The organism is Methanoculleus sp. UBA413 (genome assembly GCF_002502935.1).
Lineage (GTDB): Archaea > Halobacteriota > Methanomicrobia > Methanomicrobiales > Methanoculleaceae > Methanoculleus > Methanoculleus bourgensis.
This window is the reverse complement of record NZ_DAQR01000063.1, coordinates 13,791-40,472: the sequence shown is the minus strand read 5'-3', so window position 1 is coordinate 40,472 and position 26,682 is coordinate 13,791. Positions and strand designations below refer to the sequence as shown.

The following is a 26,682-nucleotide window of genomic DNA, read 5'->3' as shown; positions in this document are numbered from 1 at the left end:
CGGGCATGAAGATCGTGCTGGTATCGCGTATCGACGATGAGGAGGCACTCCGCTACACCGCCTCACTCGCCCGGGATCTCGAAGACCTTGGGCACGGCGTCACCCTTGAGGAGGGTACGGCACAACGCCTGGGGAGGGAAGGGATCCCGTTTGAGGAGATCACCGGCGACCTGGTCGTGGTCGTCGGCGGCGACGGGTCGGTCCTCCTCACCATCCACCAGATGAGAAAGCAGGTCCCGGTCCTCGGTATCAACTGGGGTGAGGTCGGGTTCCTTGCCGACCTGGAGCCTGACGAGGCAGGCGCATTCTTCGCCACCCTCAAAGACGGGTTCCGGGTCGAGCGCCGGATGCGGGTCAGCCTCTCCGTCGACGGGAAGCACCTCGGGGACGCCCTCAACGAGGCGGTGATCGTCACCGAGCGCCCGGCAAAGATGCTCCGGTTCGGCGTCTACGTCGACGGGATACCCTCAGAGCGGTTCAGAGCCGACGGCCTGCTCATATCGACCCCGACCGGGTCGACCGCCTACGCCATGAGTGCAGGAGGACCGATCGTCGACCCGCAGATCGAGGGATTCCTCCTCATACCGCTCGCGCCCTACATGCTCTCGTCCCGTCCCCACCTCATCAGCACCGGGAGAATCCTGGAAGTCACCCTCGAGACCGAGAAGCCGGCGCACCTCGTCATCGACGGGCAGAGCACGTTCGAACTCGAGAGGGAGGCGAAGGTCACGGTCACAAGATCCAGCGAACCGGCACTCTTCGTCCATACCGGGAAACCCTTCTTTGAGAAGGTGAACTATAAACTCCGCAACCTCTGACCCTGCCGATACCTCAAACCGAGATTTTATGAGTGTCCGGGAGGACTATTTCAGCAGAGGAGTGAGCACGAATATGGAAGATCAGATGCGCACAGAGATCTCCTACGCAGAGATTGCAGAGACGCTGAAGAAGACCCTCAACCTCCGGGGATCCCCGGTCGCGGTGAAACTCGCAAAGAGCCCGGAAGCCATCCCCGACGGAGTCGGGCCGATCGATGATGCGGTCCGGCACTGCCAGATGGTCAGCAGGGCCCGCCTGAACGGCGAGATCTTCTACGCGACCGCCGACAAACATGTCTGTATGGGCGGCGGCTGGGCCCTCGGGCTCAAAGAACTTACAAAGAGTCTCCGCACAGGGGAGTTCTACTACAAGCTGGGCAAGTTCGAGAGTTGGGCCGCCTGCATGCGGACCATCCAGCAGGTCCCGCACGTCCCCGAGCTCGAGACCTACGCGACGGTCTACGCGCCGCTTGAGAAGACACCGTTTGACCCGCACGTCGTCATCATCGTCGCCGAACCCCGGGCGATGCTGAAACTCGCGCAGGCCACGCTCTACAGGCTCGGTGGGCGGATAGAGTCCTCGATGTCGGGGATCCAGTCGGTCTGTGCGGATGCGACAGCGCAGCCCTACCTCACCGGCAGGATCAACTACTCTCTCGGGTGCGACGGTTCACGCCGGTTCTCCGGCATCGAGGATAACGAACAGGTCATGGGCATCCCGGCCGAGATCCTCCCCGAGTTTGCCCGGGCTCTCACGGTCGTCACCGCTGCGCCCGGGTCGGTGCGGTAACCGGCACCCAGTTCATACCTTTTTTTACGCTGCATCCCCCATCAACGGACCTCTCCTGAGGTACAAGGCTTATCTTCACGGCAGGTCAACTATTCAGCAGGTGGTTTTTTTGCAGGTATCCATGAAACTGGAGATGAGAGACCGGCCCGGACAGCTGGTCGCGGCCCTCAAACCGATCTCTGCCGTCGGAGGGAACATCATCGCGGTTATTCACCAGAGGGAGGCCACGACGGCCGCAGAGGCGCTGGACGTCCAGATTGTGCTCGAACTGCCGGAAGGGAGGCTTGAGAGGCTCCTTGAACTGCTCAGGGAGCAGGGCGTCAACGTCGTGCGCATCGGCGAAGAGCGGCTTCTCTATGAATGCACGCTGATCGTGATCGGGCACCTGATGCATACCGATCTCTCAGACACGGTCAACCAGATCGATAAGACCGGTTCTGCTGAGGTGACGGAACTCTCCATGGTCATGCCTGCGATCGACTCTCCGTCTTCAGCTCGTATCACCATCCGCTCGACCACCCGGGCTGAGATGAAGAGGGCGATAAGGATCCTGCGCGCTGTCGCCGAACAGAAGAAACTCCTTATCATCGAGCCCCTGGAGGATGCATGATGCGAATCGCACTCCTGGGCTTTGGTTCGGTCGGCCGGGGCATCGCCCGGGCGATCCTCGCGAAAGGCCTGGATATCACCGTCACCGGGCTTGCCGACTCGCGGAGCGGGATCATTGATGCCGGCGGGGTCGATCTCGCGGCGGCGCTTGCCCGGAAAGAGCAGGGCGGCCCCTGCGGCAACCCGGGTGTCAGCCCCATGGACGTCGTGGAGAAGGCGGAGTACGACATCCTTGTCGAGGTGACCCCGACAGACGTCGAGACCGCCGAGCCGGCGCTGGGCCATATCAGGGGAGCCCTCCGGCGGGGCAAGCACGTCGTCACCTCGAATAAAGGCCCGATCGCTCTCGCCTACCCCGAACTCCGGGCTCTCGCTGAGGCAAACGGGGTCCTCCTGAAGTACGAGGCGACGGTCTGCGGCGCAATCCCGCTCATCCATGCCATGCAGGAAGGGATTGCCGGGAACACCATCACCCGGATCTGCGGGGTCTTCAACGGCACCTGCAACTATATCCTCACCCGGATGGCCGCAGAGGGTCTCACCTACGAGCAGGCCCTTGCCGAGGCCCGGGATCTCGGCTACGCCGAGGCGGACCCCACCTACGACGTCGAAGGGATCGACGCAGGCATCAAACTGGTCATCCTTGCAAATACCATCCTTCATATGGAGACCACGCTCGACGATGTGGAGAGGACAGGGATCAATCTTCTCTCGCCTGAGGCCCTGCAGCTGGCAGAAGACCAGGACTGCACTATCCGGCTCATCGGCGAGATCATCCCCGAGGCCGGGGTGCTGCGGGTATCGCCGAGGATTGTCCCGAAAGTCCACCCCCTTGTCGTCGAAGGAACGCTCAACGCCGTCACCGTGGAGGCGGATCTCGCCGGGGATCTCACGTTCGTCGGGAAGGGTGCAGGTTCCACCGAGACCGCCAGCGCCGTGATCGGCGACCTTCTGTATATCCAGAGCAGGCATGTCCAGGGTTCTTGAACGGAGAAAACAGTATCTGCGGCTGATGCGCCAGGTGACGCTTGAAGCGGGCTCCTTTACGGTGACCGATATCGCTGAGGCCACCGATACCCCCCGGAGCACCGTCCAGGACTGGGTGAACCGCCTCATCGAGGAGGGGTGCGTCGTCCTCACCGAGGAGCAGCGGGGGCGGCACCCCGCCCGGTACGCGGCGAGCAGCGCGATGCCGGAGAGTGCCTGCCGGCGGGTCTTCACCACGATCGACGGCGACCAGGTCGAGATCTATCACGAGTGCATGAGCGGAGGGTGCGCCGCCTTCTGCGAGTTCCACCATGCCCGCGCCGGGGGTGCCCTGCGGTCTGTCCACCGCGACGGGACCCTGCTCCGGGAACGGGCGTTCCTCGGGCGGCGGGATGTCGCTGTCGGGCTCGACCCGGCGCCGGCGGTTGGTATCGCCGGCGTCTTGCATGAGGACGGGTACATCCACCAGCACATCAGGTGTATCGGGGGTCCGGCCTACTCGCTCACTGATATGCTCTCCCTCGCTGAGGGCGTCTGCGGTGTCACCGTCCACCGCGAGGGTGCGGTGGTCGAGGGGGAGGTGATCACTCAGGCGCTTGCCTATGTCGCCATCGGGATCGACGACACCGATACCGGGACCGAGGGTGCAACGTTCGCCCTCGCCCTCGCCCTCCTCCAGCACCTCGCAAACCTGGAGGGCGTCATGCCCATCGGTCACCGGGTGGCGATGCTCAACCCCCGGCTCGAGAACCCGACGGCCGGGAACTCCTGCAGTTATATCGAGCTCGCGGTGGAGCCCGGCCAGGTGCCGCGGGTCGAGGAGGCCGCCGTACGGTTCGTCGCCGACGAGGCGGCGTCCCCGGAGTGGGGAGTCGCGGTCAGACAGGGGTTTCGGGTACCGCGGGACCTCCGGGCCTACGGCAGGAGCGTACGGGAGTCGGTGGTCACGCGGGATGCGGCTGATGCGACCGCCGAGAGGTTCGGGGCCCGTCTCTACGGCGGGAGGGGCGCCATCGGGGCGCTCGCGGCCGTTGCGCTTGTGGGGCTCCCGCACGACGTGCTGCTCGACCCGAAGCGCGATGTCTGCATCGGGTGGGAGCCGGAGGGGTGAGAGACTCCACGAATGGATCATCGCATTTAATATTTCCACGCGATTGTTGCGTCACGCGAAGACGCGAAGACGCGAAGGGTTCTGGTTGGGAGGAGATACATGGACTTCGCGTGATGCGGTAGTGCATAGGCAATATTAGATGAAACAGTCCACCACCCTGCCGCTCCCTGCATACAACAGCACCCCACGCCCTCCGCAACACCCATAAATACCCGGAAGGTGTGAGATATCTCACCTGGGTGAAGTGCGGTGAGACGGGAACTCCGGGAGGAGATCGATAAACTCTCCTCCCTTGCACGGGAGCGCGGTGCAGAGGCGCGGCAGATAGCGGCCAACGATGTGGTCGTTGCGGAGTGGGTCCGGTTCAAGTGCCGGTTCGGTTGCAAGGGCTACGGGAAGCACATGTCCTGCCCGCCGTATGCCCCTGCCCCCGCCGACACCCGTCGACTGCTCGCCGAGTACAGCACCGGCCTCCTCCTCCGATTTGAGGGCGTGCCTGGGCATCCCGACCTGAAACCTGAGGATATACCGCTCGACTTCCACCCGTTCCTCCGCGACCTCATCCTCTGGGTGAGCTCCACGGTACACTTCCTCGAAAAAACAGCCTTTTATGACGACTTCCCGAAGGCGTTCGGGTTTGGGGCATACCCCTGCATATACTGCGAGCACCAGCACTGCGTCGCTGAAGAGTATGAAGGAATCGTCGACGAGAGCATCCGGAGGCTCTGCCGGCACATGGACCTTGTCCGTCCGAGCATGGAGGCCGCCGGGATCGACGTCTTCTCCACCGCCCAAAACGCCGGGTGGGACCTGCACGTCATCCCCTGCAGGGATCTCGAGTACGGGAAGATCGTCCACGGCAACGTCGTATCGATAGCGCTCGTGCTCATCGAGTGACGCGGTTGCCTCACCCTCCCTTCGCGTCCTTCGCGCCTTCGCGTGAGGCCATTTCTCGCTGCTTCATGCAGAAGTTCGCGAAATCCGTGGGGTTATTGGGGTTCCGTCTCGCGCACTAAAAAATAGTTCTACTGCATCGTGTCATCTTATTTTAGAAACGTTTGTCGCATGTTGGGACGGGCGGCACTCTGGCCTCACGCGAGAGGACGCGAAGTTCGGTATAATCCCCTGCAACGCCCCTTCGCGGCTTCGCGGCTTCGCGTGAGACGTCGGTACTCTCGATTACCCCTCACGCGGAAGCACGCGGGAGACCGGAAGAGGGATGGGAGAACTCTACATTTAAGATGACAACAAGCACTACCCACAAAGGTGGCTCGATGCACTCAGCGGTCCCGCACGCCCCGGATGAACTCCTCGGTCATGCGCTGGGCGTCGTCGTCCCTCACCTGCACCGGCGGGTGCTTCATGAAGTAGGCGGACGGGGATATGAGGGCGCCGCCGATGCCCCGGTCGAGGGCGACCCTGCAGCAACGGATGGCGTCGATGACGATCCCAGCGGAGTTGGGCGAATCCTCGACCGAGAGGCGGAGGTCGAGGTGCATGGGGATGTCGCCGAAGAGCCTTCCTTCCATGCGGAGGAAACAGACCTTGTTGTCCTTCTGCCAGCGAACGTAATCGCTTGGGCCGATATGGATGTCGTCATCATCGAGGGGCTGATCGAGGACCGACTGCACCGCCTCGGTCTTTGATTGTCTCTTCGAGGCAAGGCGGTCACGGTTGAGCATATTCAGAAAGTCGGTGTTGCCGCCGGTATTCAGTTGATAGGTCCGGTCCAGCCTCACGCCCCGCCGCCGGAAGAGGTCGGCCAGGACCCGGTGAGTGATCGTCGCCCCGAGCTGGGCCTTGATGTCGTCGCCGATGACCGGGAGGCCCTTTGCCCTGAACCGCTCAGCCCATACAGGGTCGCTCGCGATGAAGGCCGGCATGTTGTTGATAAACCCGATGCCCGCCTCCAGCGCACACCCGGCGTAGAACCGTGTGGCCTCCTCCGACCCTACGGGGAGGTAGTTGAGTAGCATCTCGGCACCCGAGTCCTTGAGTTCGCCGACGATATCCTCAGCCGACGCCTCCTCCTCATCGGCGAGCACGAACCTGGACTCCTCCTTGTAGCCCCGCATATGCTCCGGAAAGCCGTCGAGCACCCGCCCCATCCGGACGGTCGCCCCGGTCTTTGGTATCTTGGGACAGAAGACCGTGGTGCAGTTCGGAGGTGAGAATATCGCTTCAGAGACGTCTTTTCCGACCTTCCTTTTATCGATATCAAACGCTGCTGCCACTTCTATATCAGACGGCCGGTAGCCGCAGAGGTCCCAGTGCATCAGCCCTGTTGCATCGGCCTCATCTCTCCCCCTGTAGTATTCAATTCCCTGGAGTAGCGAACTGGCACAGTTCCCGACGCCCACAATTGCAATCCTGATCGAGTCCACGTCAGTCCCTCAGTATAGTTAGTGTGCTGCTTCACGCACCCCCCTCTTGCGACGGGTGCGTTAAACATTACTTGAGAGAACGCAATTGCATAACAGTTGCGCTTTTCACCATACTGCAGAGGAAAATATAAGAGTATGGTTGAAGCGTCGCCGGAGAGCGGCTTCCCGCATCACCGGGTGGGGAGCCGTGCACGCCCCTGCAATGTTGCCGCTGCAGTCCTGGCAGCCGTGTATGGCCCGGTTCGCCCCGCAGAGCAGTCCGCCCGGAGCAACCGGAAACCCGGGGCTTACCACACGCGGCAGCGATCTACTCCCCTCTCCACAATCTTTTTCCATCTCACTCCCCATATCAACACTATCCACACTCAAGAGGTGATAGACTATGGTTAATTTTGAACACGCACTTATTGGAGAAGCGCTCGTCGGCGAAGGGCCGGAGGTTGCCCACATCGATCTCGTCATCGGGAAGAAGGGGAGCAGCGTCGAGCAGGCCTTCGTCACGGCGCTCGCATCGCCTGCCCGGGGGCATACGCCGCTGCTTGCCGTTCTTACCCCGAACATTCCCGCAAAGCCCCCGACGCTGATGGTCAACAAGGTCACGATCAAGAACGCAACTCAGGCTCTCCTGATCTTCGGCCCGGCACAGGCCGCTGTCGCGAAGGCGGTGGTGGACAGCGTTGCGGAGGGTATCATCCCTGAGTCTGAGGCCGATAATCTGCTCATCATCGCATCAGTCTTCATCGAGTGGGATGCGGCTGATAAGAAGAAGATCTACGACTGGAACTACGAGGCGACAAAGACCGCCATCCGCCGGGCGATCACGGGCGAGCCGAAGATGAACGAGGTGCTCGCAAAGAAAGATACCGCAAAGCATCCCTTTGCGTGATTAAGCCTGCACGGCAACCAACGGTCATCCCGGGGCATCATATGTCCCACACGCCCCGGGTTGCCTCACGCGAAGAGCGCGAAGACGCGAAGGATGACGGAACAATCCCACGGACTTCGCGCCTTCGCGTCTTCGCGTGAAACCGGCGATCACTCCCACGCACCCTCACGTTAAGGTGGAAATGGTCCACTACTGTTACCCTTCGCGCACTTCGCGGCAACGCGAGAGACCGCGTGACCGCCCCTACAATAAATCGACTATCCGGCTGCCCCCCTTTCTTCTGCGATCGGTTCCTATCATCACCTTCCAGGGAGTTTGCGGCTATCTGACCGCCTGAATCGCCGGTAGACTGTGCGGATGATGCCAAGCAGGTTTGCAAGATAAGTCTCCTTTGCTTCGAGCCTTCGCCGGAGCACAGCCTCTTCGGAGAGGAAGAGATCTTTGAGGTGATATATGTCTTCCTTTGGTGAGTAGTAGAGGTAGATCGGAATACCGGTGAGGATGACCAGGAGCCCTATGACCTTATCGAAGGTCGTGGTGGAGAAGAGGAGGAAGAGGCAGATTGCGATGCCTGCAAGGGGGAGGATGTGCTGGCCGCGGAGTTTGACATCACCGTCGCTCCGCAGAACGATAAGGGCGAAGCAGGTGAGCAGGAACGAGAACGCGAGGTTGAGGACGGCAAACGATATCAGCCCGGAGAGGTTTCCGACGTTAGAGAGGACAAACGCGATTGCTCCCTGGACGATGAGGACCACATAGGGTGTGCCGTAGCGTGGGTGAACCCTGGCAAACGCCCGGGGGAAGAGGCCGTCGATCGCCATCGCGTACGCGAGCCGGGCGCTGCCGAGCATTCCGGACTCGTCCGACCCCGAGACTGAGAAGAGGGCGCCAACCGTCATGATGAGCGCCCCCGCCGACCCGAAGAGAGCGGTCCCGGCGACGACGAGCGGCACGGTGCTCTGGTCGAGCAGGGTCCAGTTGACGAGCCCGAAGAGGACGAAGTTCGTGAGGAGGTAGAAGACGGAGACGATCAGCATCCCGCTGGTGATGGCGCGGGGGATGGCTTTTTGCGGGTCCTGCACCTCACCGGCGGGGAGCGTCCCCATCTCGAACCCCGCGTATGCCCAGAAGATCAGGACGAGTGCATGGGCGGCGTTTTCAAGCCCGAGCGGGAGCAGGGGCGTGTAGTTTGCGACGAACGTCTCCGGCCGGACGATGAAGACGCCAAGTCCGGCCACGATGAGGAGGAGCAGGGGGGAGAGTTTGATGAGTGTGAGAGCATCGTTCACCTTCCCTGCAGCCCGGACGCCGACGATGTTGACGAGCGTCAGGGAGGCGATGAAGAGCGCCCGGACAGCGACCTCTGCGGCCGGGGTGAGGGGGATGAGTGCCTGGAGGTAGTTTGTGAATGCTATCGCAAAGACCGGGAGCGCTAGGAGTTCAGCGATCCACATGCTCCAGCCGGTGAGAAACCCGTAGAAGTCGTCGAACGCTTCCGAGACGTAGGCGAACGGCCCGCCGACGCGGGGAACATAGTAACTGCAGTAGGCAAAGACCATCGCGATTGTTGCGGCGAAGAGCCCGGCCACCGCCCAGAGGATGATCGAGAACGGACCGACGAGACCCGCCGTGAGGGCGGATGCGATGTAGATGTCGGCGCCGACGATCGCCCCGACGATGATGTTCGTTAGATCAAACTGCGAGAGCCCCCGCTGTAACTCCATGACAGCAGGGGGAGGAGGCGGTAGGGGCTATAAAGATTCCGCACGGGGGTATCTAGCGGAGCATTGCACCTTATATTGGGGGTTCTGGCGTGGATCACGCGGAAGATCGCGAAGGGGTGTGGAGCGTTCATGGGGCAGAGCGAGAGGCTGTACACATAAAAGCGACCTATTCTCCTGCTTCACCCTATGCTATGGACCGTGGCGGGCATCACCCTCGTGAGGTCATCTTCTTCTCCAGTGCAGTGCCGTCGCCGGGACCAGAAGCGCTCCGGCCGCTGTGGCGGCGGCAAAGCCTGAAACCTTCTCCCCCGGTGCCGGTGCCTCCCCGGCGTCCACCGGGATCGAGGTATAGACGGGACCGTCCGTGTACGAGACCATCCACACCACCCTCCCGTCTTTCAGCCGGAGATGGATATCAACGAGTTGTGCGGCAGGGGAGACATCCTCCCCGGCGATTGCCAGCGCTTCGGTTTTGTTGATCGCAAGGTGCCGCTCATCAAGGGCCGTCACACCAGTGACGGCCCCTGACTCTACGGTAGCGATCAGCTCCCTGAAGGTCACGTTCTCAGCGATGAGGTAGACCTGTACCGTCGTTTCGTTCTCGAACACCTCACCCCAGCGCTCCGGTCTATCCTCCCTGACGAACGCTTCTACTGCGGGATTCTCCATCACCCGTGGGTACCGGACAGAGAGGCTGGCAAGCGGATCGGACGCCTCTACCGGGAGTTCTTCGCCGCGGTCGACCAGGCCCACCCATACGATACTGTCATGGTCCTCTCGTTCGTTGACATCCCTGTTCAGGTACACCAGCGTCTGCGAGCATGACGTGCCCGGGGCAAGGTAGACATAGCGGCAGGTTGCGTTGTAGGGCCTCTCGTACCAGCTCGAGAGACCGCAGGTCCTAATGTATTCCATGATCTCGGCGTTTCTCTCAATGTTCGGGTGGGCACCCCGTAACTCCATCAGGGGATCTCCCCCCGGCGCGGGAGGGAGCGTCTGGGTGGGCTCGGCTGCCGTCGCCCCTCTCTCGTCGCTCTCCGTCCGGATCACCGTGAAACTCCCATCCGGGTTGAACGATACCTGCCCGGAAGAGTCTATGTCATGCATAGGCAGGTCTGATGAGTTGTAAAAGATGATATTTGGATACATTTTTTTCAGGGTTTCCCTTGACGGCGGCGTCACCTCAACCTGAGGCTCGTACCTGCTAAATTGAGATAGGTCTCGCATTCCGGCCCAGTTGGGGCTCCCGTTCACAACTCCCATATCCTGGAGATCAGAATCGTTGAGGGACGGCGTATCCCATCCTTCAGCCGTAACCGGCACAATGAAAACACATGCCGCGAGCAACAAGGCAAGCACTATCAGAGAATACTCATGTTTCATGGTCAGTACTCCTGAATCGTCATACTCCTGAAGCAAAGCAGGCAGGTACGTATGACACAGAGTTATGTCTGTTGTCTCCGTGCAGGGGATTTAAAGATTCCAATCCATTTTTGAGCCTCTGCAGGATGCCGCATCAGGTACACGCTCCACCAGTTAGCCCATCGTCGCTAAATAGTTTACGTGGTGTTCATCTAATCGTCTTCTAACGATTAGACGATTTACACAGAAGATTTAAGGTGTCTCTTCCAAAACTTCTGGATTATATTGCATGTGATATCCTGATTCCGGCGCTGCTCGCCCACGATCATTGTAGTGGCGTTTCACCTCCGGATGACGGCCGGATAGGTATAACCATTCACAAAAGCGGAGGGTTGGAACCCGGAACATGGACGTTTCTCGTCCATGGTGAGAGTGTTCGCGGAACCGAGGACTACACCTTCGAATGGTGCTGATGGATTTCACTACCGGTCAGTCTTCAGGGGCGCAGAGGTATTGAAGAGATGAAGTACTGGACCCTCGTAGCGTTCGTCATTGCGGGATGCTTCTTCCTGGTCTATCCTGCGGCGGCTCCGGGGGGCTACACGGTTTCGCCGCTGGGTGACCCTCCGCCGGAAGGCGGCAATGATTTCACCGAGATATCGTTCTGGGAGTTGCCGCCCCGCATGATGCTCGTCGAGATGCTTCTCTTCATCTCTCCCGCGCTTCTCTTCCCTGCTGAACTCCTTTACTCCTTCACTGTAGTGACTTTTCTCGGCTACCGGCGCATCTCGCGGAGGAACGCCCTTGACCATGACTCCAGGAAACGGTTGTATGAGTGTATCGGCCAAAACCCGGGCATCTCGCTTGGAGCGCTGATCCATGCCTCCGGGGTTGCGAGGGGGGCGGCTCAATACCATCTTTGCCGCCTCAAATCGATGGGCATGATCGTCGCGGTCCGCCAGGGCGGCCAGGTGGGCTATTTCAAAACCGGCGAAGGCTCCGGCGCGGTCGGCCGGAGTGTTCATCTTCACCTGCAAAACGATACAACGCGACAGATTCTCTCCCTGCTCCTGGCGGTTCATCGCCCCTCGCAGCAGGATCTTGCCGTGGCCGTCGGCATCTCAGCCCCATCGATTTTCTGGCACATGAGACGTCTCATAGCCGACGAGATCGTCGAACCCTACCGAGAAGGGAAGACGATGAGGTATCATCTCACGCCTGAGGCACTGGGACTCCTCAGGGAGGAGGCCGGCCATGACGGTGCAGATGACAGGACACCAAGAGATGGCGAAGAAGGAGTTACCGTATGAAACGCTAGAAAAGAACCATATTGTCATCAGGGAAGATCCAGAGGATGGCGGGTACGTTGTGAGTTGTCCTGCAATTCCCGGATGTCCCTCGCAGGGTGAAACTTCTTGAAGAGGCCCTCGAGAACATTAAAGATACTATCTCTGGATGCATTGAGGTGCTGAACGAACGAGTGACGCAGCGTCCTGGCGAGCGGCTGACCGACGTGGCATTATAATGTATGGGGAAGCTGCCGATTATGTCCGGGAGAGAAGCGGTCAAGGCCTCCTCAGAGGTAGGATGGCGAGTCGCACGTCAGACCGGGAGCCACGTCATTATGCTCAACCACTCTTCTCCGGCACTCCTCTCATCCCGGATCGCCGATGCGGGCATGACCGTCGATGGATTTCTCGCGCTCATCTAATATCCCCACGCACCCCGGTTGTTCCTCCGCGACGGGGATGTGGAGTATTAGATGCACGTGAGCATCCCGGGAGTGAGCGTCCCCTCACCCACAAGAGGGTAGTCACTGTGGGAGAGACCCTGGAAAAAGAGCGCACCCAACCAGAGGTACTGATGCGCCGACCGGGACTCGAACCCGGGTTTAGGCGTTGGCAACGCCTAGTGATAACCACTACACTATCGGCGCACGCTTGTGCTTTGCACTGTGTGCCTTACAACATGGGATTTCCTGAATATTAAGCCTATCGAATCACGGCCTGGATCAGGCGGTGCCGTCCCTGCTGGTTCGGCATCCCGGGGCGCTCTCCCGCGGTTGATCGCCGCATCTCCGCGCAGGCAGACCGGCAACCTACCGCCGCCCCCGCCAACGAAGCGCACTCCTGATGTTTCTGTCCGCAAGTATCCATAACCCCGGTGTCAGGACTAGGATGAAGATGAGCATGGCATAGGCGACCACGTCGGTGGAGAAGAGCAGGAAGTTGAAGATACCGTGCAGCACCATGGCGAGAACGAGCCCCCGGAGGACGACCCCTTTGCGCTGTTCGGCGGCCATGAACCTGGCCCGGCCGAGGGCGTAACCCCAGACGCTGGAGAAGAGCGCGTGCCCGGGGACCGAGAAGATGGCCCGGACGATGATCGTGCCGATGGCAAGCGACGGCGACGTCATGTATGCCGCAAAGACGTAGAGGACGTTCTCGAGGGATGCAAGCCCGAGGGCGGCGGAAGCGGCGTAGACGATGCCATCCATCGGTTCATCGAACTCGACATTCCGGTAAGCGAACCGGCGCACAACCCAGAACTTCCCGTACTCCTCGACGACGGGCGCGACGATGACCCCCTTGACCAGCTGGGATACGATGAAGAGGCCGAAGAGCCCCTCGATAAAGGCCACAGGAAACGTGACGAGGACGCCGAGGAGGAAGATCTTTATGACCAGAGCCGCCGGCTCGGGCTCAAATTTGTCTCGGTGGTAGAAGTACCACGCCCAGAAGACCCCCGGCCCCAGCGCCAGGGCAAGGATCACCATCGGCTCGACGTCGACCATGACGTCCAGAGTTCTGGTCTCGATGGTGGAAGAGGTTTTCTCTTCCGGGTTGCTTCGGGTATGCATACCGTATTCCCGGAAACGCGCGTGAGGCTGCGCCTCATGGCGGTTTCATGCCAGGGACTGCAGGCACCAGAAACGCGTACCTGTGACTCACCGGCGGACAGAAAAGGCCCGGGACTGGTGACAGGCGGTCTCCGTCCGAAAAAAAGGGTTACTCCGGGAGGAGCCGGTACTCAGGGAGAAGCCCTTCCAGCACCAGCAAAGCGTAGTACCGGAAGAACGTGATGAACGGCACCGCAATCAGGAGCGCGACCGGGATAGCGATGATAAGGTAGGGGATGAGGGATGAGATGATCGATATATCGTTCCCGGCCTGGAATGGGCCCGGAAGCATGGTCCCTATGAGGACGAACGGTATTGCGATGACCACCAGCGTGAGGATGACCAGGACCGCCAGCACGATCCCGACGATGAAGCCCAGCACGAGCCTGGTGACGATGTAGATGGCAATCTGTCGTGAGTCGGCCGAGGTCATCCTGATCAGCCGCCGCCAGCCCCTGATAACACCGCAGTCCTCACAGATCATGATCGGGACGACGAAGTCGGTGGTCAGGAGGAGGACGATCCTGAAGAGGAGGGCTACGACCAGCATGACCGGAATGAACACGTAGAACGGGAACGATGGGACGCCGCCGCGACCTGCCCCGATGAGCGCGAAGAGAAACGCCGTAGCGGTGAGGACCGGAAGCAGCGCGAGGGCGCCCTGAAGGAGGAGGAGCCTTGCTCCTTTGCCGACACGCTCCCCAAATGAGCGCCTTATCCGGACATCCCCCGTCACGAGCATATCGACGAAGACAAACTGCATCGTCGCGCCGGCGAGCAGCCAGAGAAGGGCGATCACCAGTACGAAGGCGGCGATCGAGGACGCCATGACAGACATGGTTGATCCGAGTACAAGAGAACCTGCAGCATATGGGAGATTGGAGTTACCCAGTGAATCGATGCCGCATCCCACAAAGAGCGCGACGACGGCCAGGCGGAGCCAGACGCCCCACCTCACCGGCCAGAGCAGCGATTTCGCGTGGTCAAAGGCGCTATCCAGTCTGCTAAGGGCATACGTCTCTTCAGACATACTATAATGAAGAAAAGGATCCTGCTGCCTTAAAGCCTTCTTTTTGCGGGCTGGCTCCCATCTCCATCCTTCCGGACAAACCCCCGCCGGTCTCTGGCGAAACCGGTTTTTCAACATCGTATTGCGAGCCCGTTCACCGCCCCACGGAATGAATAACCCTCTCCCATGCTCGACCTGGCGGTCAGGAGGGTACCTACCTTCGGCATCCTGAAGGGGCCGCGCACTTTTGCGCGCAGGATGTCTCCGGTGCCAGCGGATCGACGGCCGTGCCGACCGGTGCTCCTGGTCTCAACACCGAAAGGCCCCTTCTCTTCCACGGGCCCGCCTGCGAAGAGTTTCAGGTCCGGCCGAAAGCTGGACGTCCGCGGCGCAGGAGTGCCGGGGAGAAGTATTTCCGTCCGAAAAAAGGGTTACTCCGGGAGGAGCCGGTACTCAGGGAGAAGCCCTTCCAGCACCAGCAGAGCGTAGTATCGGAAGAACGTGATGAACGGCACTGCGATCAGGAGCGCGACCGGGATAGCGATGATAAGATAGGGAATGACGAGGGCGAGGAGCAGCACGATGTTCTCCTGGAGCGCGGCGAGGAGCACGATCCCGACGAGGATAAAGGGTATCGCGATGACCACCAGCGCGAGGATGACCAGGATCGCCTGCGCGATCGCGGCAACAAGCCCCAGCACGAACCTGACGATGACGTAGACGACGGTCTGCCAGAAACGCGAGGCGATCATGCCGATGAGCCGCCGCCAGCCCGCGATGATACCGCAGTCCTCACGGATCATGATCGGGACGACGAAGTCGGTGGTCAGGAGGAAGACGAGCCCGAAGAGGAGGGCTGCGACCAGGATGACCGGTATAAGCGCAATAATCAGGAGCGACGTGGCAGCGCCGGGGCCGGCCCCCCCAAACCCGATGAGCATGAAGACGAACGCCGCAACGGCGAGGATCATAACCGCGATGAGGGCGATCTCGAAGAGGAAGAGCCTTGCTCCTTTACCAAGCCGCTCCCTGAAGAAGCGCCTGATGTGGATATCCTCGGTCGCGAGCATATCGACGAAGACAAACTGCATCGTAGCGCCGATCAGCGTCCAGAGAAGGGCGATCCCCAGTACGACGGCGATGATCCCCAGTATGACCATCGGCGCGACGCCAGAGAAGGACCCGGCCGTGCCGGCCGCAAAATCACTCCCATCAAATTGATACTGGAAGATGTCCGGCATACTGATGCCGCCGCCCAGAAAGAGCGCGACGACGGCCAGGCGGAGCCAGACGCCCCACCTCACCGGCCAGAGCAGGCTTTTCGTGCGATGGAACGCACCTTCCAGCCTGCTGAATGCATATGTCTCTTCAGCCATGGTTCTCTCAGAGAGAAGGATCTAATCGCTGTTAAAACCTCCTTTTTGGGAGCCGGATTTCGCAACCCGGCTCACAGAGATATGCCTGCCCTTCCATGGGGAAACGGGCTTTTCAACAGTTTAATGTAGTCTGTTCACCACACTATAGAACGAATGATCCCTCTCATGCTTGACCTGGCGGGCAGGAGGGTGCTTATCTTTGGGGGAGGCGACGTCGGTGCCCGGAAGGCTGCGTACTTTGAGCATGAGGCAGAGGTGACCGTGATCAGCCGTTCTTTCTCTCCGGCTCTCGACGATCTCGCGATCAGGCGGCAGAAGGCCGACCTCTCGACCCTCGCGGACGAGGAACTTCGGACCCTCCTGCAGGATGCCTTTCTCGTGGTAGCGGCGACATCGGACCCCGGACTCAACGACCGTATCGGGAGAATATGCGCTGAGAGGGGTATCCTCTTTAACAACGCCGCCGGAGAACCCGGCGACGTCACCATCCCTTCGGTCGTCCGGGGCCGCAACTACCTGGTCGCGATCAGCACCCATGGAAAGAGTCCTGCCGTATCGCGGTATCTCCGCATGCGGATCGAAGCGGAGTATGCAGATCTTGACCTGATGATCGAACTGCAGGATGAGGTGCGCTCGATGCTCAAGGAGAGCGAACCGGTGCAGGCAAAGCGGTCTCATGCCCTCTGGAGCATACTCCGGGACGAAGAGATCTGGAGGACGCTTGCCTCCGACTATGATCGGGCACGCACTCTGGCGATGGAGAGGTACCTGCATGCCTGAACCGTTCACAACCCCGCTGGCGCTTGCGGGTCTGAGCCACCATATCGCAGATATCGCCACGCTTGAGGCGTTCCGGTTCCCTGACGAGGTGGCGTTCCTCCATGAGGCCCGGGAGCGGTTCAAGGGCGTGCTCCTGCTCCAGACCTGCAACCGCGTCGAGGTCCTGGTGGAAGGCGATGCCCGGAGCCTTGAAGCGTTCCTGCAGGAGCAGGGCCGGAAGGACTTTATGGTCATCGGGGGCGCGGACGTGCCCCGCCACCTCCTGGAACTTGCCGCAGGCATCGACTCCCTGATCGTCGGTGAAGACCAGATCCTCGGGCAGCTTAAGCAGGCGCTCGCAACAACGGAGGAGGCAGGAACCTGCAGCGGCGCCATCAAACTCTGCATCAACAAGGCGGTGCATGTGGGGGTCAGGATCCGGCGCCAGACGCAGATCAACCGGGGAGCGGTCTCTGTCGGTTCCGCGGCCGTGACGCTTGCGGAAAGACTCCTCGGCACTTTACGTGACCGGCACATCCTGGTCATCGGGAGTGGGGAGATGGGACTGCTGGTGACCCAGGCGCTTGCCGCCAAAGGCCTGACCGCCATCTACGTCGCGAACAGGACCTATGAACGCGCGGTGGTGCTTGCGGACAAAATCGGTGGGCGGGCGGTCAACTTCAAGGACCTCTACCGCTACATCGCTCTCTCCGACGTCGTCATCTCCTGCACCGCCGCGCCACATCCGGTCATCCGCACGGAGGAGGTCAGGGGAGTAATGGAGAAGCGCCTCTGGCCGCTCGACCCGCATCCCCGCCACCTGGTCCTCATCGATATCGCCCAGCCCCGCGACATCGAGGATGAGGTGCGGTCCATCGAGGGCGTGCACCTCTTCACCATCGACGACCTCCGGAGCGTCAATGACGCCGCCATGGATTCCCGGAGGAGCGAGGCTGACCGGGCCAGGGGGATCATCGACGAGGAGCTCGACCACTTCATCAGGCTTCTCCGGCGGACGGCGGCCGACGAGACGCTCGCCCTCCTCTACACCTGGGCTGAGTCGATCAGGGCGCGTGAACGCGACCGAGCGCTCGCCCGTCTGGGGGAGGAGGATACCCGCACGGCAGCGATCATCGACGATCTCTCGCGGGTGCTCACGAAGAAACTCCTCTCAGACGTGACCACATCCATCCGCTCAAGCGCGGAGTGCGGTGATATGGAGAGGGCAGAAACCCTTGTTCGGGCGATTACCCGGGGAGAATTATGTTTCCACAACGACGAATGAGGCGGATACGGCGGCGGATAATCCAGCCGCTCCTCCGCGAGACAGAACTTCGGAAGACCGACCTCGTTATGCCGGTCTTCGTAGACGAATCGATCAGCACACCACTACCCATACCATCGATGCCGGGGCAGTTCCGGCACCCGGTGGACGGGGTCGCCGACTACTGCCAGCGTCTCTGGGACGCCGGTATCAGGGCGGTGATCCTCTTTGGGGTCCCGGCCAAAAAAGACAGCGAGGCGACCGAAGCCTACGCGGCGGACGGTGTCGTCCAGCGGGCCGTCCGGATCATCAAGGAGCGATTGGGGCAGATGGCGGTCGCTACCGACGTCTGCGCCTGCGAATACACCGACCACGGCCACTGCGGCATCATCGGCGAGACCGCCGACGGCCCTGACCTCCAGAACGACCCTTCGCTTGCGCTGATGGCCCGGATCGCCGTCTCCCACGCAGAGAGCGGCGCCGATATCGTCGCACCGTCGTGCATGCTCGACGGGATGGTGCAGGCGATCCGGGGGGCACTGGACGCTGCCGGATACCAGGACGTCCTCGTTATGTCCTACTCCTCAAAGTTTGCGAGCGCTCTCTACGGGCCGTTCCGTGACGCGGCAGACTCGGGATTTTCGTTCGGCGACCGGACGACCTACCAGATCAACCCGGGGAACGCACGTGAGGCGGTTATGGAGTCGGAACTGGATGCAGCCGAAGGGGCAGATATCCTGATGGTCAAGCCGGCCGGGATATACCTTGATATCCTTGCATCAGTGACGGAGTTCGGGCTGCCGGTGGCGGCCTACCAGGTCAGCGGGGAGTATGCGATGATCAAGGCGGCCGGAGAGCGGGGCTGGCTGGACGAGCGGGCCGTCGCCCTCGAGAGCCTCACCGCCATCAAGCGCGCCGGGGCCGACCTGGTCATCACGTATTTCGCCGAAGAGGCTGCGAGGTGGCTCGATGAAGAGCAGTGACCTCTTCGCACGCGCAAAGACCCTGATGCCGGGCGGTGTCAGCAGTCCGGTCAGGGCCATCAAGCCCTACCCGTTCTATGTGGAGCGGGCGGCGGGCTCGCACCTTACGACCGTCGACGGGGCCGATCTCATCGACTGCTGCCTCGGCTACGGCCCCCTCATCCTCGGCCATGCTCACCCGGTGGTCAGGGAGGCGATCGAACGGCAGCTCGAGAAGGGCTGGCTTTACGGCACGCCCTCGCCCCTTGAGATCGACCTTGCTGAGATCATCACCGGCGACCACCCGGGAATCGATATGGTCAGGTTCGTCTCGTCGGGTTCTGAGGCGACGATGGCTGCGATCAGGCTCGCCCGGGGCTACACCGGGAAGCAGGATATCATCAAGGTCGAGGGCGGGTTCCACGGCGCTCACGATGCGGTCCTCGTGAAGGCCGGATCGGGGGCGACCACCCTTGGGGTGCCCGACTCCGCAGGCGTCGTCGCTGACCTTGTGGCGCACACGCGGCAGGTCCCGTACAACGACCCCGAGGCGCTGGAGAAACTCCTCTCCGGGAACGATGACGTCGCCGCGTTCATCCTTGAGCCGATCATGGGGAACGTCGGGCCGGTGCTCCCCGACGACGGCTACCTCGCCGACGTGCGGGAGATCACCGCCGCCCACGACGTCCTCCTCATCCTCGATGAAGTGATCACCGGCTACCGGGTCGGTATCGGCGGCGCTGAGGTGCTCTACGGGGTGAAGCCTGATATCGCCACCTTCGGCAAGATCATCGGCGGCGGTCTCCCCATCGGGGCTTTCGGCGGGCGGCGCGATATCATGGAACTGGTCGCTCCCTCAGGGCCGGTCTACCAGGCCGGGACGTTCAGCGGCAACCCGGCAAGCCTCGCGGCGGGATCTGCGGCTCTCCGCTACCTCCACGACCACCCTGAGATCTATCGAAGGCTTGACGACGCCACGCGGGCGATCGAGGAGGTCGCCGTCGATGCGCACCAGGGCTCGTTCGTCAGGATAGGATCGGTCTTCAAGCACTTCTTCAGGGACTCGGCCCCACGGAACTACCGGGAGGTCAAGGAGTGCGACACCGAGGCGTTTTCGCGGTTCTGGAAGGCGATGCTTGATGCAGGAATCTTCCTCCCACCGTCGCAGTTCGAGACGAACTTCCTCTCTGCTGCGCACACACAAGCGGATATCGAACAGATAGCGGATGCATACGGGTCATGTCTCTTCGCATAGGCACACGGGGGAGCGCTCTTGCGCTTGTCCAGACTGAGAATGTGGTCGGCATGCTCGCCGACCGTGGTATCGAGGCAGAGATCATCACGATCACGACTGCGGGCGACACTGCGACGCACGTCCCGCTCCATGCCATCGGGGGGCAGGGGGTCTTTGTCAGGGCGCTTGACGATGCGATCCTCAGGGGCGAGATCGATGCCGCGGTGCATAGCATGAAGGATATCCCGGCAGCCCGCCCGGCCGGGCTTGCCTGCTGCGCGGTGCTCGAGCGGGACTCTCCCGCTGACTTCCTTGCGCACGAATGCCCCCTCGATGCGGTCCGCGTCATCGGGTCGTCGAGCACCAGGCGCCGCGCCCAGGTCCTCCGCGACGACCCGACGCTTGAGGTGAAGCAACTGCGGGGGAACGTCGATACCAGGATCAGGAAACTCCACGAGGGGCAGTACGACGCCATCATGCTTGCCGAGGCCGGTCTCGAGCGCCTCGGGCTCCGGCTGCCCGGGGAGGCTCTCCCTACAGACCGGTTCGTCCCATCGCCGAACCAGGGGACCGTCGCGGTCGTCTGCCGGGACGACCCGGAGATCACCGGTCCCCTCGCGGCGCTCGACCATGCGCCAACCCGTCTCGACGTGGCGATCGAGCGTGCCGTCATGGAGGAGGTCGGCGGCGGGTGCTTCACCCCGCAGGGGATCTACTGCCGGAACGGGAACCTGATCGCCGAGGTGCTCGCGCTCGACGGGTCCCGGTGGGAGCGGATCGAGCGGCACGTCGCGACGCCCGAAGAGGCCCGGGAGTGCGGGCGGGCCCTGCGCGAGAAGGCGGGAGACCTGATCAGGGAAGCGCGGGCGGCGCTGGGGTTGAAATCATGACTGGAAAAGCGTATCTTGTAGGGTCGGGCCCGGGCGGGCTCGGCCTCCTGACGATGAGGGCGCGTGAGGTGATCGACGGGGCGGACGTGGTCCTCTACGACCAGCTCCCGGGGGAGGAGGTCCTCTCAACGCTCCCGGAAGGTGCTGAACTGATCGACTGCGGGAAGTACGGCGGCAATCACACGCTGGAGCAGCACGAGATCGAGGCGTTGATGGTCGAGCGTGTGAGGGAGGGGAAGACGGTCGTGCGCCTGAAAGGGGGCGACCCCTTCCTCTTCGGCCGCGGCGGGGAGGAGATCGAGGTGCTCCGGGAGCACGGCATCCAGGTTGAGGTGGTGCCGGGCGTCACAAGCGCCATCGCCGTCCCCGAGATGGTCGGCATCCCGGTCACCCACCGGCGGTATGCATCGCAGGTGACCTTCATCACCGGCCACGAGGATCCAACAAAGCCCGAGTCGGCCCTCGACTGGGAGGTCCTCGCACGCCTGAAGGGGACCCTTGTGGTCCTGATGGGGGTGAAGAACCTCCCGGCAATTGCAGCGGCGCTCACCGAACACGGGAAAGACCCCCAGACCCCGGTAGCGATCATCGAGCGGGGACTCCGGCCCGACCAGCGCGTGACGGTCGGGACTCTCGCCGACATCGCCGGGAAAGCCCGTGCTGTCGGCGTCCGGCCCCCGGCGGTGATCGTCATCGGGGGCGTCGTGAATCTCTACGACGAGGGCTCGGTCCCGGGAGGCACTAGAGCCTCACGCGAAGGCCGCGAAGACGCGAAGAACAAGGCTGGAGACAGGTAACCTTCGCGCCTTCGCGTGATTTTTCAGTACTGGGGGTGATCGAGCCTCACGCGTTGCCCGCGAAGGTCGCGAAGAACAAGGCCTGAGACTGGTCCCCTTCGCGCTCTTCGCGTCTTCGCGTGAGTTTTCGGTACCGGGAGGCACCAGAGTCTCACGCGTTGCCCGCGAAAGACCCGTCCCGACCCACAACAGAAACACTCTTTTCCCCCGGCGCGCTTACACTTCCATGAGAATTACCATGCGGAGTGAGACGGTAAAGATCGGCTATCAGCGCGCCCCGAACCGGGCGCTGCTCAGGTCGCTCGGCGTGACCGACCGGGAGATGGGTCAGCCCTTCATCGGGATAGCAAACGCGTATAACACGGTCGTCCCCGGGCACATCCACCTCCGGTCCCTCTCGCAGAAGGTGCAGGAGGGCGTGGCGGCGGCGGGCGGGGTCGCGTTCGAGTTCGGGACCATCGGTATCTGCGACGGGATCGCCATGGGCCACGAGGGAATGCGGTATTCGCTCCCGTCACGGGAGAACATCGCCGACGCCGTCGAGTTGATGGCCGAGGCGCACCGGTTCGACGGCCTGGTCTGTGTCGGCACCTGCGACAAGATCGTCCCCGGCATGCTCATGGCGGCGGTGCGGTGCAACATCCCGACGATCGTCGTCACCGGCGGCCCGATGCTCCCAGGCTACGCAGCGGGCCGGGAACTCTCCCTGATCGACGTCTTTGAGGGCGTGGGCCGCGTCGCGGCCGGCACCATGAGCGAGGAGGAACTCGGTGAACTCGAGTGTGCGGCGATGCCCGGGTGCGGGAGCTGCCAGGGGCTCTACACCGCAAACACCATGGCATGCGTGACCGAGGCGCTGGGCCTCTCTCTTCCCGGTTGTGCGGCCATCCCTGCGGTCGACGCCGCAAAGCTCCGCATTGCCCGGGAGAGCGGGGAGCGGGCGGTCGACCTCGTCCGGGAGGGTATCCGCCCGCGGGAGATCATCACCCCGACGAGTCTTGCAAACGCCATCAGGGTGGATATGGCGCTCGGTGGGTCGACGAACACGGTGCTCCACCTGATGGCCGTCGCCCGGGAGGCAGGCGTCCCCCTCGACCTTGAGACCTTCAACACCATCGGTGAGGAGACCCCGCATATCTGCCATATGCAGCCCGGCGGCCCGCACTCGATGCTCGCCCTCTACCGGGCAGGGGGTATCCCTGCGGTCCTCGCGATGCTCAAGCGCTACCTCGACGACGCCCCGACGGTCTCGGGCCACTCAATCCTCGAGATCGCGAGAGACGCGCGGGTCGCCGACCCGGACGTGATCAGGACGGCCGACGCCCCGGTCAGCCCTGCCGGCGGCCTGAAGATTGTGCGAGGGTCGCTCGCCCCCGACGGCGCTGTCGTCAAGTGCGCCGCGGTCCCGGAGCAGATGTGGCGGCACCAGGGCCCGGCCCGGGTCTTTGACGGCGAAGCGGCAGCGATGGAGGCGATCCTCCACCGCGAGATCATGGAGGGCGACGTTGTGGTGATCCGCTACGAGGGGCCGCGGGGAGGGCCGGGGATGCCTGAGATGCTCTCACCGACGTCCGCTCTGATGGGGCTTGGCTACGCCCGGGTCGCTCTGGTGACCGACGGCCGCTTCTCGGGCGGCACCCGGGGACCGTGCATCGGGCACGTCGCCCCGGAGGCCGCAGTCGGCGGGCCGATCGCCCTCGTGGAGGACGGCGATGAGATCGTGATCGACCTCTACGCAAAACGCCTCGACCTCTCGGTCGATCCAGAGACCCTGGAGGATCGGCAGCGGGCCTGGAAGCCGCCGGTGCGCCGGCTCGCGGGCGTGCTCGCCCGGTACGCCCGGACCGTCGAGCAGGCGAACCTCGGCGCCGTCCAGAGGTAATCACTCATCCCCCACCCATGAGGTGGGGAGCGAACCGTGTCCCTTCGTGGTGGGGGCCGGCCCCCTCCCCCAGGGATTAGCCACTACGGTCGGGGCACCAATCTCTATTGGTTCAGCCAGGGCAACACCCCATGAGTTTTCCCGGAAGAGGGGTGGTTCGAGAGAGTCTGCTCCCCCTCTTTGGAGGGAGCGCATACCCCTCGCCGGCGCCGTGGTCAGGCCTTCAATCACTTTCGGTTAACAAAAGTTATTTGTTAACTGCACTGGCCTCTCCATCGTGGTGCGTTCAGCCCCCCTAAACCTCCGATCCATGCACTGATGCACAGGGATGTTCCGGCGTGTCAAGCCCCCTTCCTGGCAGAAACGCCGTCGATTTGCGCCCTGTTCATGCCCCCTCCCTCACCCTGCAAAATCCAGCTGTATGTATTTTTAAACCCTGGGGCGCAAACCCACTCTCCAGGCGCACCCGTCTTGGCGGTCGCCTGTATTATCATCAAATGGAGTATGAGAGATGATAGAGAAGTTTCTCGAGGGAAACGAACGATTCAGGGAAGAAGACTTTGGGAAGAACCCTGATCATTACAATGCCCTGGCATCAAGCCAGCACCCGGTGGTCCTCTGGATCGGGTGCTCAGACTCAAGAGTAGATCCCGAACGCATCACCGGTGCGCAGGCCGGCGAGATTTTTGTGCAGCGAAACATCGGCAACATCGTCCCGGTCCATGACTGGAACTTCGCGACTGTGCTTGAGTACGCGCTCAACCATCTCCAGGTCGGTGACATCGTCATCTGCGGGCACTCGGACTGCGGCGCCATAAAGGGACTCGATCACGAGAGTGACGACGCATACGTCCCGCTCTGGCTGAACAACGCGATGGAGGCGAAACGCCGTGTCGAGACCAGGATCCAGGTGCCAAAGACCCCGGAAGAAGAAGACCTCCGCCGGCGGCTCATCGAGATCGAGAACGTCGGCCTGCAGCTTGAGCACCTCCGCACCTACCCGCCGGTCAGGGCTGCGGAAAAAGAGGGACGGGTCCGGCTTCACGGCCTGTACTTCGACCTTGCGACCGGAGAGTTGAAGAAGATATTCTAGGACTCCTCAAGGGCATACTCAATCTCCTCTTTTATCAGGCCGAGCGAGACCCTCCCGATCGACGTGAGCCGCCCGTTGACAAGAACGATCGGGATAGGCGGGTGGCGCTCCTCGATGAGCTCCCTGACGTATTCGGGCATCTCCTCGTCGATCAGTGTCATCTTCACCTCAATTTTATCCCCGTACTCAGCGAGGAGTTCGTCGCGCAGGGCGCCGATGGCATCCATCAGGCGGTTTGAGGGATAACAGGTCTCAAGCCCGCAGGATCTTGTCTCATCGCAGGGGAACGGGCCGCAATCCGACTCCGCGAGCCCGAAAATCTCAACAGTCACTTCTGCCATGCATCATCGGTGGGGGATTCGAGGATATTATCCTTCGGCCCCAGGCCCAAGCAGCGCACGCAGCGCCGACCTGATCTCATCCTCAACCCCCTCGATCTTTCTGATATCCCGGGCCCGGTCAAGGTTGCCGACCAGCACCGATCCTGTGGGCCGGATGCCAAGGTTCTCCATAAACGCGTTGACCACGGGTGTTACGCAGGCAAACGGCTCTCTCCCCCGTCGTCCCGCGACAGCGATGAGCAGGCCCCGGGCGCGGACCTCCTTTCCCAGGATCTTCTCCCGGGCGTGGAGCCACTGGCACCGGTCCATCACCGCCTTCAGGCCGGCCGGGACGGTGCTGGTGTAGACCGGCGTGCAGACGACGACGATGGACGCGGATTCGAGAGCCCGGATGATCCAGGGCATATCATCATCTATTGGGCAGTAACCGTAGTTGTAACAGGTATAGCAGCCGATGCACGGCCTGATATTCATCTCCTGCAGAAAGAAGACGCGGGAAGAGAGGCCGGCCCGGTCAGCCTCGTCATCGCACCATGACGCGGCCCGGGCGGAGTTCCCGAACCTTCGTGGGCTCCCCTGCAGGATGACGACATCGTAGGTCCCCCTGCCCGGGAGCGGGCGGGTAAAAACCCTTGGGCGGGTGTAGGTCTTCGGACGGGACACAACATCATGCGCGAGCCGCGCGAAGACGATCTCAGCCACCTTCCGGGTCTCAAAGAGTGAGCCGGGCGGCACCTCGTAGGAGTTGATGGCGTAGGTGTAGACCGGCTCGGTGCCGTAGAGGACCTCGACGGTATACCTGACCATGCCCGGGTAGATCTTCCCAAGGTCATCGAGGATGAGCCTGACGGTAAACGTCCCTTCCGGGGTCTCAATCGTCAGGGTCTTCTCTGTCGCGCTCTCGTTCATCGCGCGTCACCTGGTGCCGTGCCAACGCCGCGTTTCGGGGCAGGATTGGCTCGCGTTTCCGGGTTCCCGGCCCGGTTTCCGGGGATGCGTTTTGATCCGGCATTACGGTTAATAAGGAATCTGTTCCACATGATATGGTAATTCATGAAGGCGGTTCTGGGTCTTGAAGACGGAACATTTGTTGTAGGGAGTGGTGTTGGCGTCGAGGGGATCTGTTCCGGTGAACTCGTCTTTTCCACGCAGATGACCGGTTATATGGAGGCGTTAACAGACCCCAGTTATGCCGGGCAGATATTGATGTTTACGTATCCTCTTATCGGGAATTATGGCGTAGATCATCAGAATTTTGAGAGTTCAGGGGTCCGCGCACGGGCTCTGGTCGCGCGCGAGATCTCTCGCACACCAACAACAAAACCCTCGGTTGCAGAATATTTTGAAGAGAACGGTCTTTTGGGTATATCGGACGTCGATACCCGCAACCTGACGATAAAGACCCGGACGGTCGGCACGCTCCGGGCATCTCTCATCGTCGGTAGCGAGGACGGCGACGAAGCGGTCAGGCACGCCCGGGCCGCCCCCCCGCTCAGCGATCTCGA

General features: G+C 61.9%; 26 protein-coding genes and 1 tRNA gene. 18 read left to right on the top strand and 9 right to left on the bottom strand.

Going from position 1 to position 26,682, the window contains the following annotated elements:
• The first annotated feature begins 5 nt into the window (after nt 1-5).
• The 6 genes from BP858_RS04900 to BP858_RS04875 all read left to right on the top strand — a co-directional run bounded on the left by BP858_RS04900 (nt 6) and on the right by BP858_RS04875 (nt 5,212).
• On the top strand, nt 6-818 hold the full coding sequence (locus BP858_RS04900; RefSeq protein WP_014867795.1) for an NAD(+)/NADH kinase: 813 nt from the start codon (nt 6-8) through the stop codon (nt 816-818).
• Nucleotides 819-891: 73 nt separating this feature from the next.
• On the top strand, nt 892-1,608 hold the full coding sequence (locus BP858_RS04895) for a DUF169 domain-containing protein (RefSeq protein ID WP_014867796.1): 717 nt from the start codon (nt 892-894) through the stop codon (nt 1,606-1,608).
• Between the two features lie 121 nt (nt 1,609-1,729).
• Nucleotides 1,730-2,218, top strand: coding sequence for an amino acid-binding protein (locus BP858_RS04890; protein WP_014867797.1), 489 nt, complete (start codon nt 1,730-1,732; stop codon nt 2,216-2,218).
• Nucleotides 2,218-3,204 (top strand): homoserine dehydrogenase, encoded by a 987-nt coding sequence (locus BP858_RS04885; protein ID WP_048105226.1) that lies wholly within the window; start codon nt 2,218-2,220, stop codon nt 3,202-3,204. The genes BP858_RS04890 and BP858_RS04885 overlap by 1 nt, the downstream gene beginning before the upstream one ends.
• Nucleotides 3,188-4,315 carry a helix-turn-helix domain-containing protein gene (locus BP858_RS04880; protein WP_286878993.1) on the top strand — a complete coding sequence of 376 codons (1,128 nt, stop codon included), beginning with the start codon at nt 3,188-3,190 and terminating at the stop codon, nt 4,313-4,315. Before BP858_RS04885 ends, BP858_RS04880 begins: the two co-directional genes overlap by 17 nt.
• A gap of 249 nt (nt 4,316-4,564) precedes the next feature.
• The gene (locus tag BP858_RS04875; RefSeq protein ID WP_286878992.1) at nt 4,565-5,212 is read left to right on the top strand and encodes a DUF2284 domain-containing protein; all 648 of its coding nucleotides are present in this window, start codon (nt 4,565-4,567) and stop codon (nt 5,210-5,212) included.
• A gap of 383 nt (nt 5,213-5,595) precedes the next feature.
• Here BP858_RS04875 and BP858_RS04870 read toward each other — a convergent pair whose 3' ends face one another.
• On the bottom strand, nt 5,596-6,699 hold the full coding sequence (locus BP858_RS04870) for an inositol-3-phosphate synthase (protein WP_074175643.1): 1,104 nt from the start codon (nt 6,697-6,699) through the stop codon (nt 5,596-5,598).
• Between the two features lie 382 nt (nt 6,700-7,081).
• Between BP858_RS04870 and fae the strand changes: the two genes are divergently transcribed.
• A complete protein-coding gene (gene fae, locus BP858_RS04865) occupies nt 7,082-7,585 on the top strand; it encodes a formaldehyde-activating enzyme (protein ID WP_014867802.1) in 504 nt (167 codons plus the stop codon).
• Nucleotides 7,586-7,884: 299 nt separating this feature from the next.
• Here fae and BP858_RS04860 read toward each other — a convergent pair whose 3' ends face one another.
• Both BP858_RS04860 and BP858_RS04855 read right to left on the bottom strand, forming a co-directional pair.
• On the bottom strand, nt 7,885-9,309 hold the full coding sequence (locus BP858_RS04860) for an amino acid permease (RefSeq protein ID WP_074175642.1): 1,425 nt from the start codon (nt 9,307-9,309) through the stop codon (nt 7,885-7,887).
• A gap of 222 nt (nt 9,310-9,531) precedes the next feature.
• Entirely contained in the window at nt 9,532-10,416 is an 885-nt protein-coding gene (locus BP858_RS04855; protein ID WP_145916372.1) for a hypothetical protein, read from the bottom strand.
• Between the two features lie 938 nt (nt 10,417-11,354).
• Here BP858_RS04855 and BP858_RS04850 point away from each other — a divergent pair.
• Together BP858_RS04850 and BP858_RS04845 are read left to right on the top strand one after the other, a co-directional pair.
• The gene (locus BP858_RS04850; protein ID WP_286878990.1) at nt 11,355-11,981 is read left to right on the top strand and encodes a winged helix-turn-helix transcriptional regulator; all 627 of its coding nucleotides are present in this window, start codon (nt 11,355-11,357) and stop codon (nt 11,979-11,981) included.
• Between the two features lie 236 nt (nt 11,982-12,217).
• Entirely contained in the window at nt 12,218-12,382 is a 165-nt protein-coding gene (locus tag BP858_RS04845; protein ID WP_197671624.1) for a type II toxin-antitoxin system HicA family toxin, read from the top strand.
• A gap of 153 nt (nt 12,383-12,535) precedes the next feature.
• Here BP858_RS04845 and BP858_RS04840 read toward each other — a convergent pair.
• The 4 genes from BP858_RS04840 to BP858_RS04825 all read right to left on the bottom strand — a co-directional run bounded on the left by BP858_RS04840 (nt 12,536) and on the right by BP858_RS04825 (nt 15,955).
• A tRNA-Gly gene (locus tag BP858_RS04840) sits at nt 12,536-12,607 on the bottom strand.
• A 162-nt stretch (nt 12,608-12,769) separates the two neighbouring features.
• Nucleotides 12,770-13,531 carry a PrsW family intramembrane metalloprotease gene (locus BP858_RS04835; protein ID WP_281767755.1) on the bottom strand — a complete coding sequence of 254 codons (762 nt, stop codon included), beginning with the start codon at nt 13,529-13,531 and terminating at the stop codon, nt 12,770-12,772.
• Nucleotides 13,532-13,679: 148 nt separating this feature from the next.
• Nucleotides 13,680-14,600: a DUF7544 domain-containing protein gene (locus BP858_RS04830; protein WP_286878989.1), complete on the bottom strand. Its 921-nt coding sequence runs from the start codon at nt 14,598-14,600 to the stop codon at nt 13,680-13,682.
• 410 nt (nt 14,601-15,010) lie between these two features.
• On the bottom strand, nt 15,011-15,955 hold the full coding sequence (locus BP858_RS04825) for a DUF7544 domain-containing protein (protein ID WP_281767757.1): 945 nt from the start codon (nt 15,953-15,955) through the stop codon (nt 15,011-15,013).
• A gap of 153 nt (nt 15,956-16,108) precedes the next feature.
• On the opposite strand from BP858_RS04825, the gene BP858_RS04820 reads away from it, so the two are divergent.
• From BP858_RS04820 to BP858_RS04785, 8 genes are all read left to right on the top strand, one after another.
• On the top strand, nt 16,109-16,735 hold the full coding sequence (locus tag BP858_RS04820; protein WP_281767758.1) for a precorrin-2 dehydrogenase/sirohydrochlorin ferrochelatase family protein: 627 nt from the start codon (nt 16,109-16,111) through the stop codon (nt 16,733-16,735).
• Complete coding sequence (gene hemA, locus BP858_RS04815) at nt 16,728-17,999, top strand: glutamyl-tRNA reductase (protein WP_281767759.1); 1,272 nt, start codon at nt 16,728-16,730, stop codon at nt 17,997-17,999. Before BP858_RS04820 ends, hemA begins: the two co-directional genes overlap by 8 nt.
• Nucleotides 17,978-18,961 carry a porphobilinogen synthase gene (gene hemB, locus BP858_RS04810; protein WP_286878988.1) on the top strand — a complete coding sequence of 328 codons (984 nt, stop codon included), beginning with the start codon at nt 17,978-17,980 and terminating at the stop codon, nt 18,959-18,961. The genes hemA and hemB overlap by 22 nt, the downstream gene beginning before the upstream one ends.
• On the top strand, nt 18,948-20,195 hold the full coding sequence (hemL, locus tag BP858_RS04805; protein ID WP_062264811.1) for a glutamate-1-semialdehyde 2,1-aminomutase: 1,248 nt from the start codon (nt 18,948-18,950) through the stop codon (nt 20,193-20,195). Before hemB ends, hemL begins: the two co-directional genes overlap by 14 nt.
• Nucleotides 20,180-21,064, top strand: coding sequence for a hydroxymethylbilane synthase (hemC, locus tag BP858_RS04800; protein WP_286878987.1), 885 nt, complete (start codon nt 20,180-20,182; stop codon nt 21,062-21,064). The genes hemL and hemC overlap by 16 nt, the downstream gene beginning before the upstream one ends.
• The gene (cobA, locus tag BP858_RS04795; protein WP_074175634.1) at nt 21,061-21,861 is read left to right on the top strand and encodes a uroporphyrinogen-III C-methyltransferase; all 801 of its coding nucleotides are present in this window, start codon (nt 21,061-21,063) and stop codon (nt 21,859-21,861) included. Before hemC ends, cobA begins: the two co-directional genes overlap by 4 nt.
• Before the next feature lie 238 nt (nt 21,862-22,099).
• Complete coding sequence (gene ilvD / locus BP858_RS04790) at nt 22,100-23,743, top strand: dihydroxy-acid dehydratase (protein WP_074175633.1); 1,644 nt, start codon at nt 22,100-22,102, stop codon at nt 23,741-23,743.
• A 511-nt stretch (nt 23,744-24,254) separates the two neighbouring features.
• The gene (locus BP858_RS04785; protein WP_074175632.1) at nt 24,255-24,836 is read left to right on the top strand and encodes a carbonic anhydrase; all 582 of its coding nucleotides are present in this window, start codon (nt 24,255-24,257) and stop codon (nt 24,834-24,836) included.
• Here the strand turns inward: BP858_RS04785 and BP858_RS04780 are convergent.
• The gene (locus tag BP858_RS04780; protein ID WP_062264820.1) at nt 24,833-25,177 is read right to left on the bottom strand and encodes a hypothetical protein; all 345 of its coding nucleotides are present in this window, start codon (nt 25,175-25,177) and stop codon (nt 24,833-24,835) included. The genes BP858_RS04785 and BP858_RS04780 overlap by 4 nt on opposite strands.
• Before the next feature lie 27 nt (nt 25,178-25,204).
• Nucleotides 25,205-26,086, bottom strand: a complete 882-nt coding sequence (locus BP858_RS04775; RefSeq protein ID WP_074175630.1) for a flavodoxin family protein — start codon at nt 26,084-26,086, stop codon at nt 25,205-25,207.
• A gap of 144 nt (nt 26,087-26,230) precedes the next feature.
• Between BP858_RS04775 and BP858_RS04770 the strand changes: the two genes are divergently transcribed.
• Nucleotides 26,231-26,682, top strand: a 452-nt coding sequence (locus BP858_RS04770) for a carbamoyl-phosphate synthase domain-containing protein (protein ID WP_286878985.1), incomplete at its 3' end; no start/stop codon positions are given.

Excerpts from the sequence above, each read along its gene's own strand:
- BP858_RS04900 (WP_014867795.1), top strand. The coding sequence starts at position 6 with ATGAAGATCGTGCTGGTATCGCGTATCGACGATGAGGAGGCACTCCGC.
- BP858_RS04895 (WP_014867796.1), top strand. The coding sequence starts at position 892 with ATGGAAGATCAGATGCGCACAGAGATCTCCTACGCAGAGATTGCAGAG.
- BP858_RS04890 (WP_014867797.1), top strand. The coding sequence starts at position 1,730 with ATGAAACTGGAGATGAGAGACCGGCCCGGACAGCTGGTCGCGGCCCTC.
- BP858_RS04885 (WP_048105226.1), top strand. The coding sequence starts at position 2,218 with ATGCGAATCGCACTCCTGGGCTTTGGTTCGGTCGGCCGGGGCATCGCC.
- BP858_RS04880 (WP_286878993.1), top strand. The coding sequence starts at position 3,188 with ATGTCCAGGGTTCTTGAACGGAGAAAACAGTATCTGCGGCTGATGCGC.
- fae (WP_014867802.1), top strand. The coding sequence starts at position 7,082 with ATGGTTAATTTTGAACACGCACTTATTGGAGAAGCGCTCGTCGGCGAA.
- BP858_RS04860 (WP_074175642.1), bottom strand. The coding sequence starts at position 9,309 with ATGGAGTTACAGCGGGGGCTCTCGCAGTTTGATCTAACGAACATCATC.
- BP858_RS04855 (WP_145916372.1), bottom strand. The coding sequence starts at position 10,416 with ATGCATGACATAGACTCTTCCGGGCAGGTATCGTTCAACCCGGATGGG.
- BP858_RS04850 (WP_286878990.1), top strand. The coding sequence starts at position 11,355 with ATGATGCTCGTCGAGATGCTTCTCTTCATCTCTCCCGCGCTTCTCTTC.
- BP858_RS04845 (WP_197671624.1), top strand. The coding sequence starts at position 12,218 with ATGTCCGGGAGAGAAGCGGTCAAGGCCTCCTCAGAGGTAGGATGGCGA.
- BP858_RS04835 (WP_281767755.1), bottom strand. The coding sequence starts at position 13,531 with ATGCATACCCGAAGCAACCCGGAAGAGAAAACCTCTTCCACCATCGAG.
- BP858_RS04830 (WP_286878989.1), bottom strand. The coding sequence starts at position 14,600 with ATGTCTGAAGAGACGTATGCCCTTAGCAGACTGGATAGCGCCTTTGAC.
- BP858_RS04825 (WP_281767757.1), bottom strand. The coding sequence starts at position 15,955 with ATGGCTGAAGAGACATATGCATTCAGCAGGCTGGAAGGTGCGTTCCAT.
- BP858_RS04820 (WP_281767758.1), top strand. The coding sequence starts at position 16,109 with ATGATCCCTCTCATGCTTGACCTGGCGGGCAGGAGGGTGCTTATCTTT.
- hemA (WP_281767759.1), top strand. The coding sequence starts at position 16,728 with ATGCCTGAACCGTTCACAACCCCGCTGGCGCTTGCGGGTCTGAGCCAC.
- hemB (WP_286878988.1), top strand. The coding sequence starts at position 17,978 with ATGTTTCCACAACGACGAATGAGGCGGATACGGCGGCGGATAATCCAG.
- hemL (WP_062264811.1), top strand. The coding sequence starts at position 18,948 with ATGAAGAGCAGTGACCTCTTCGCACGCGCAAAGACCCTGATGCCGGGC.
- hemC (WP_286878987.1), top strand. The coding sequence starts at position 20,180 with ATGTCTCTTCGCATAGGCACACGGGGGAGCGCTCTTGCGCTTGTCCAG.
- cobA (WP_074175634.1), top strand. The coding sequence starts at position 21,061 with ATGACTGGAAAAGCGTATCTTGTAGGGTCGGGCCCGGGCGGGCTCGGC.
- ilvD (WP_074175633.1), top strand. The coding sequence starts at position 22,100 with ATGCGGAGTGAGACGGTAAAGATCGGCTATCAGCGCGCCCCGAACCGG.
- BP858_RS04785 (WP_074175632.1), top strand. The coding sequence starts at position 24,255 with ATGATAGAGAAGTTTCTCGAGGGAAACGAACGATTCAGGGAAGAAGAC.
- BP858_RS04780 (WP_062264820.1), bottom strand. The coding sequence starts at position 25,177 with ATGGCAGAAGTGACTGTTGAGATTTTCGGGCTCGCGGAGTCGGATTGC.
- BP858_RS04775 (WP_074175630.1), bottom strand. The coding sequence starts at position 26,086 with ATGAACGAGAGCGCGACAGAGAAGACCCTGACGATTGAGACCCCGGAA.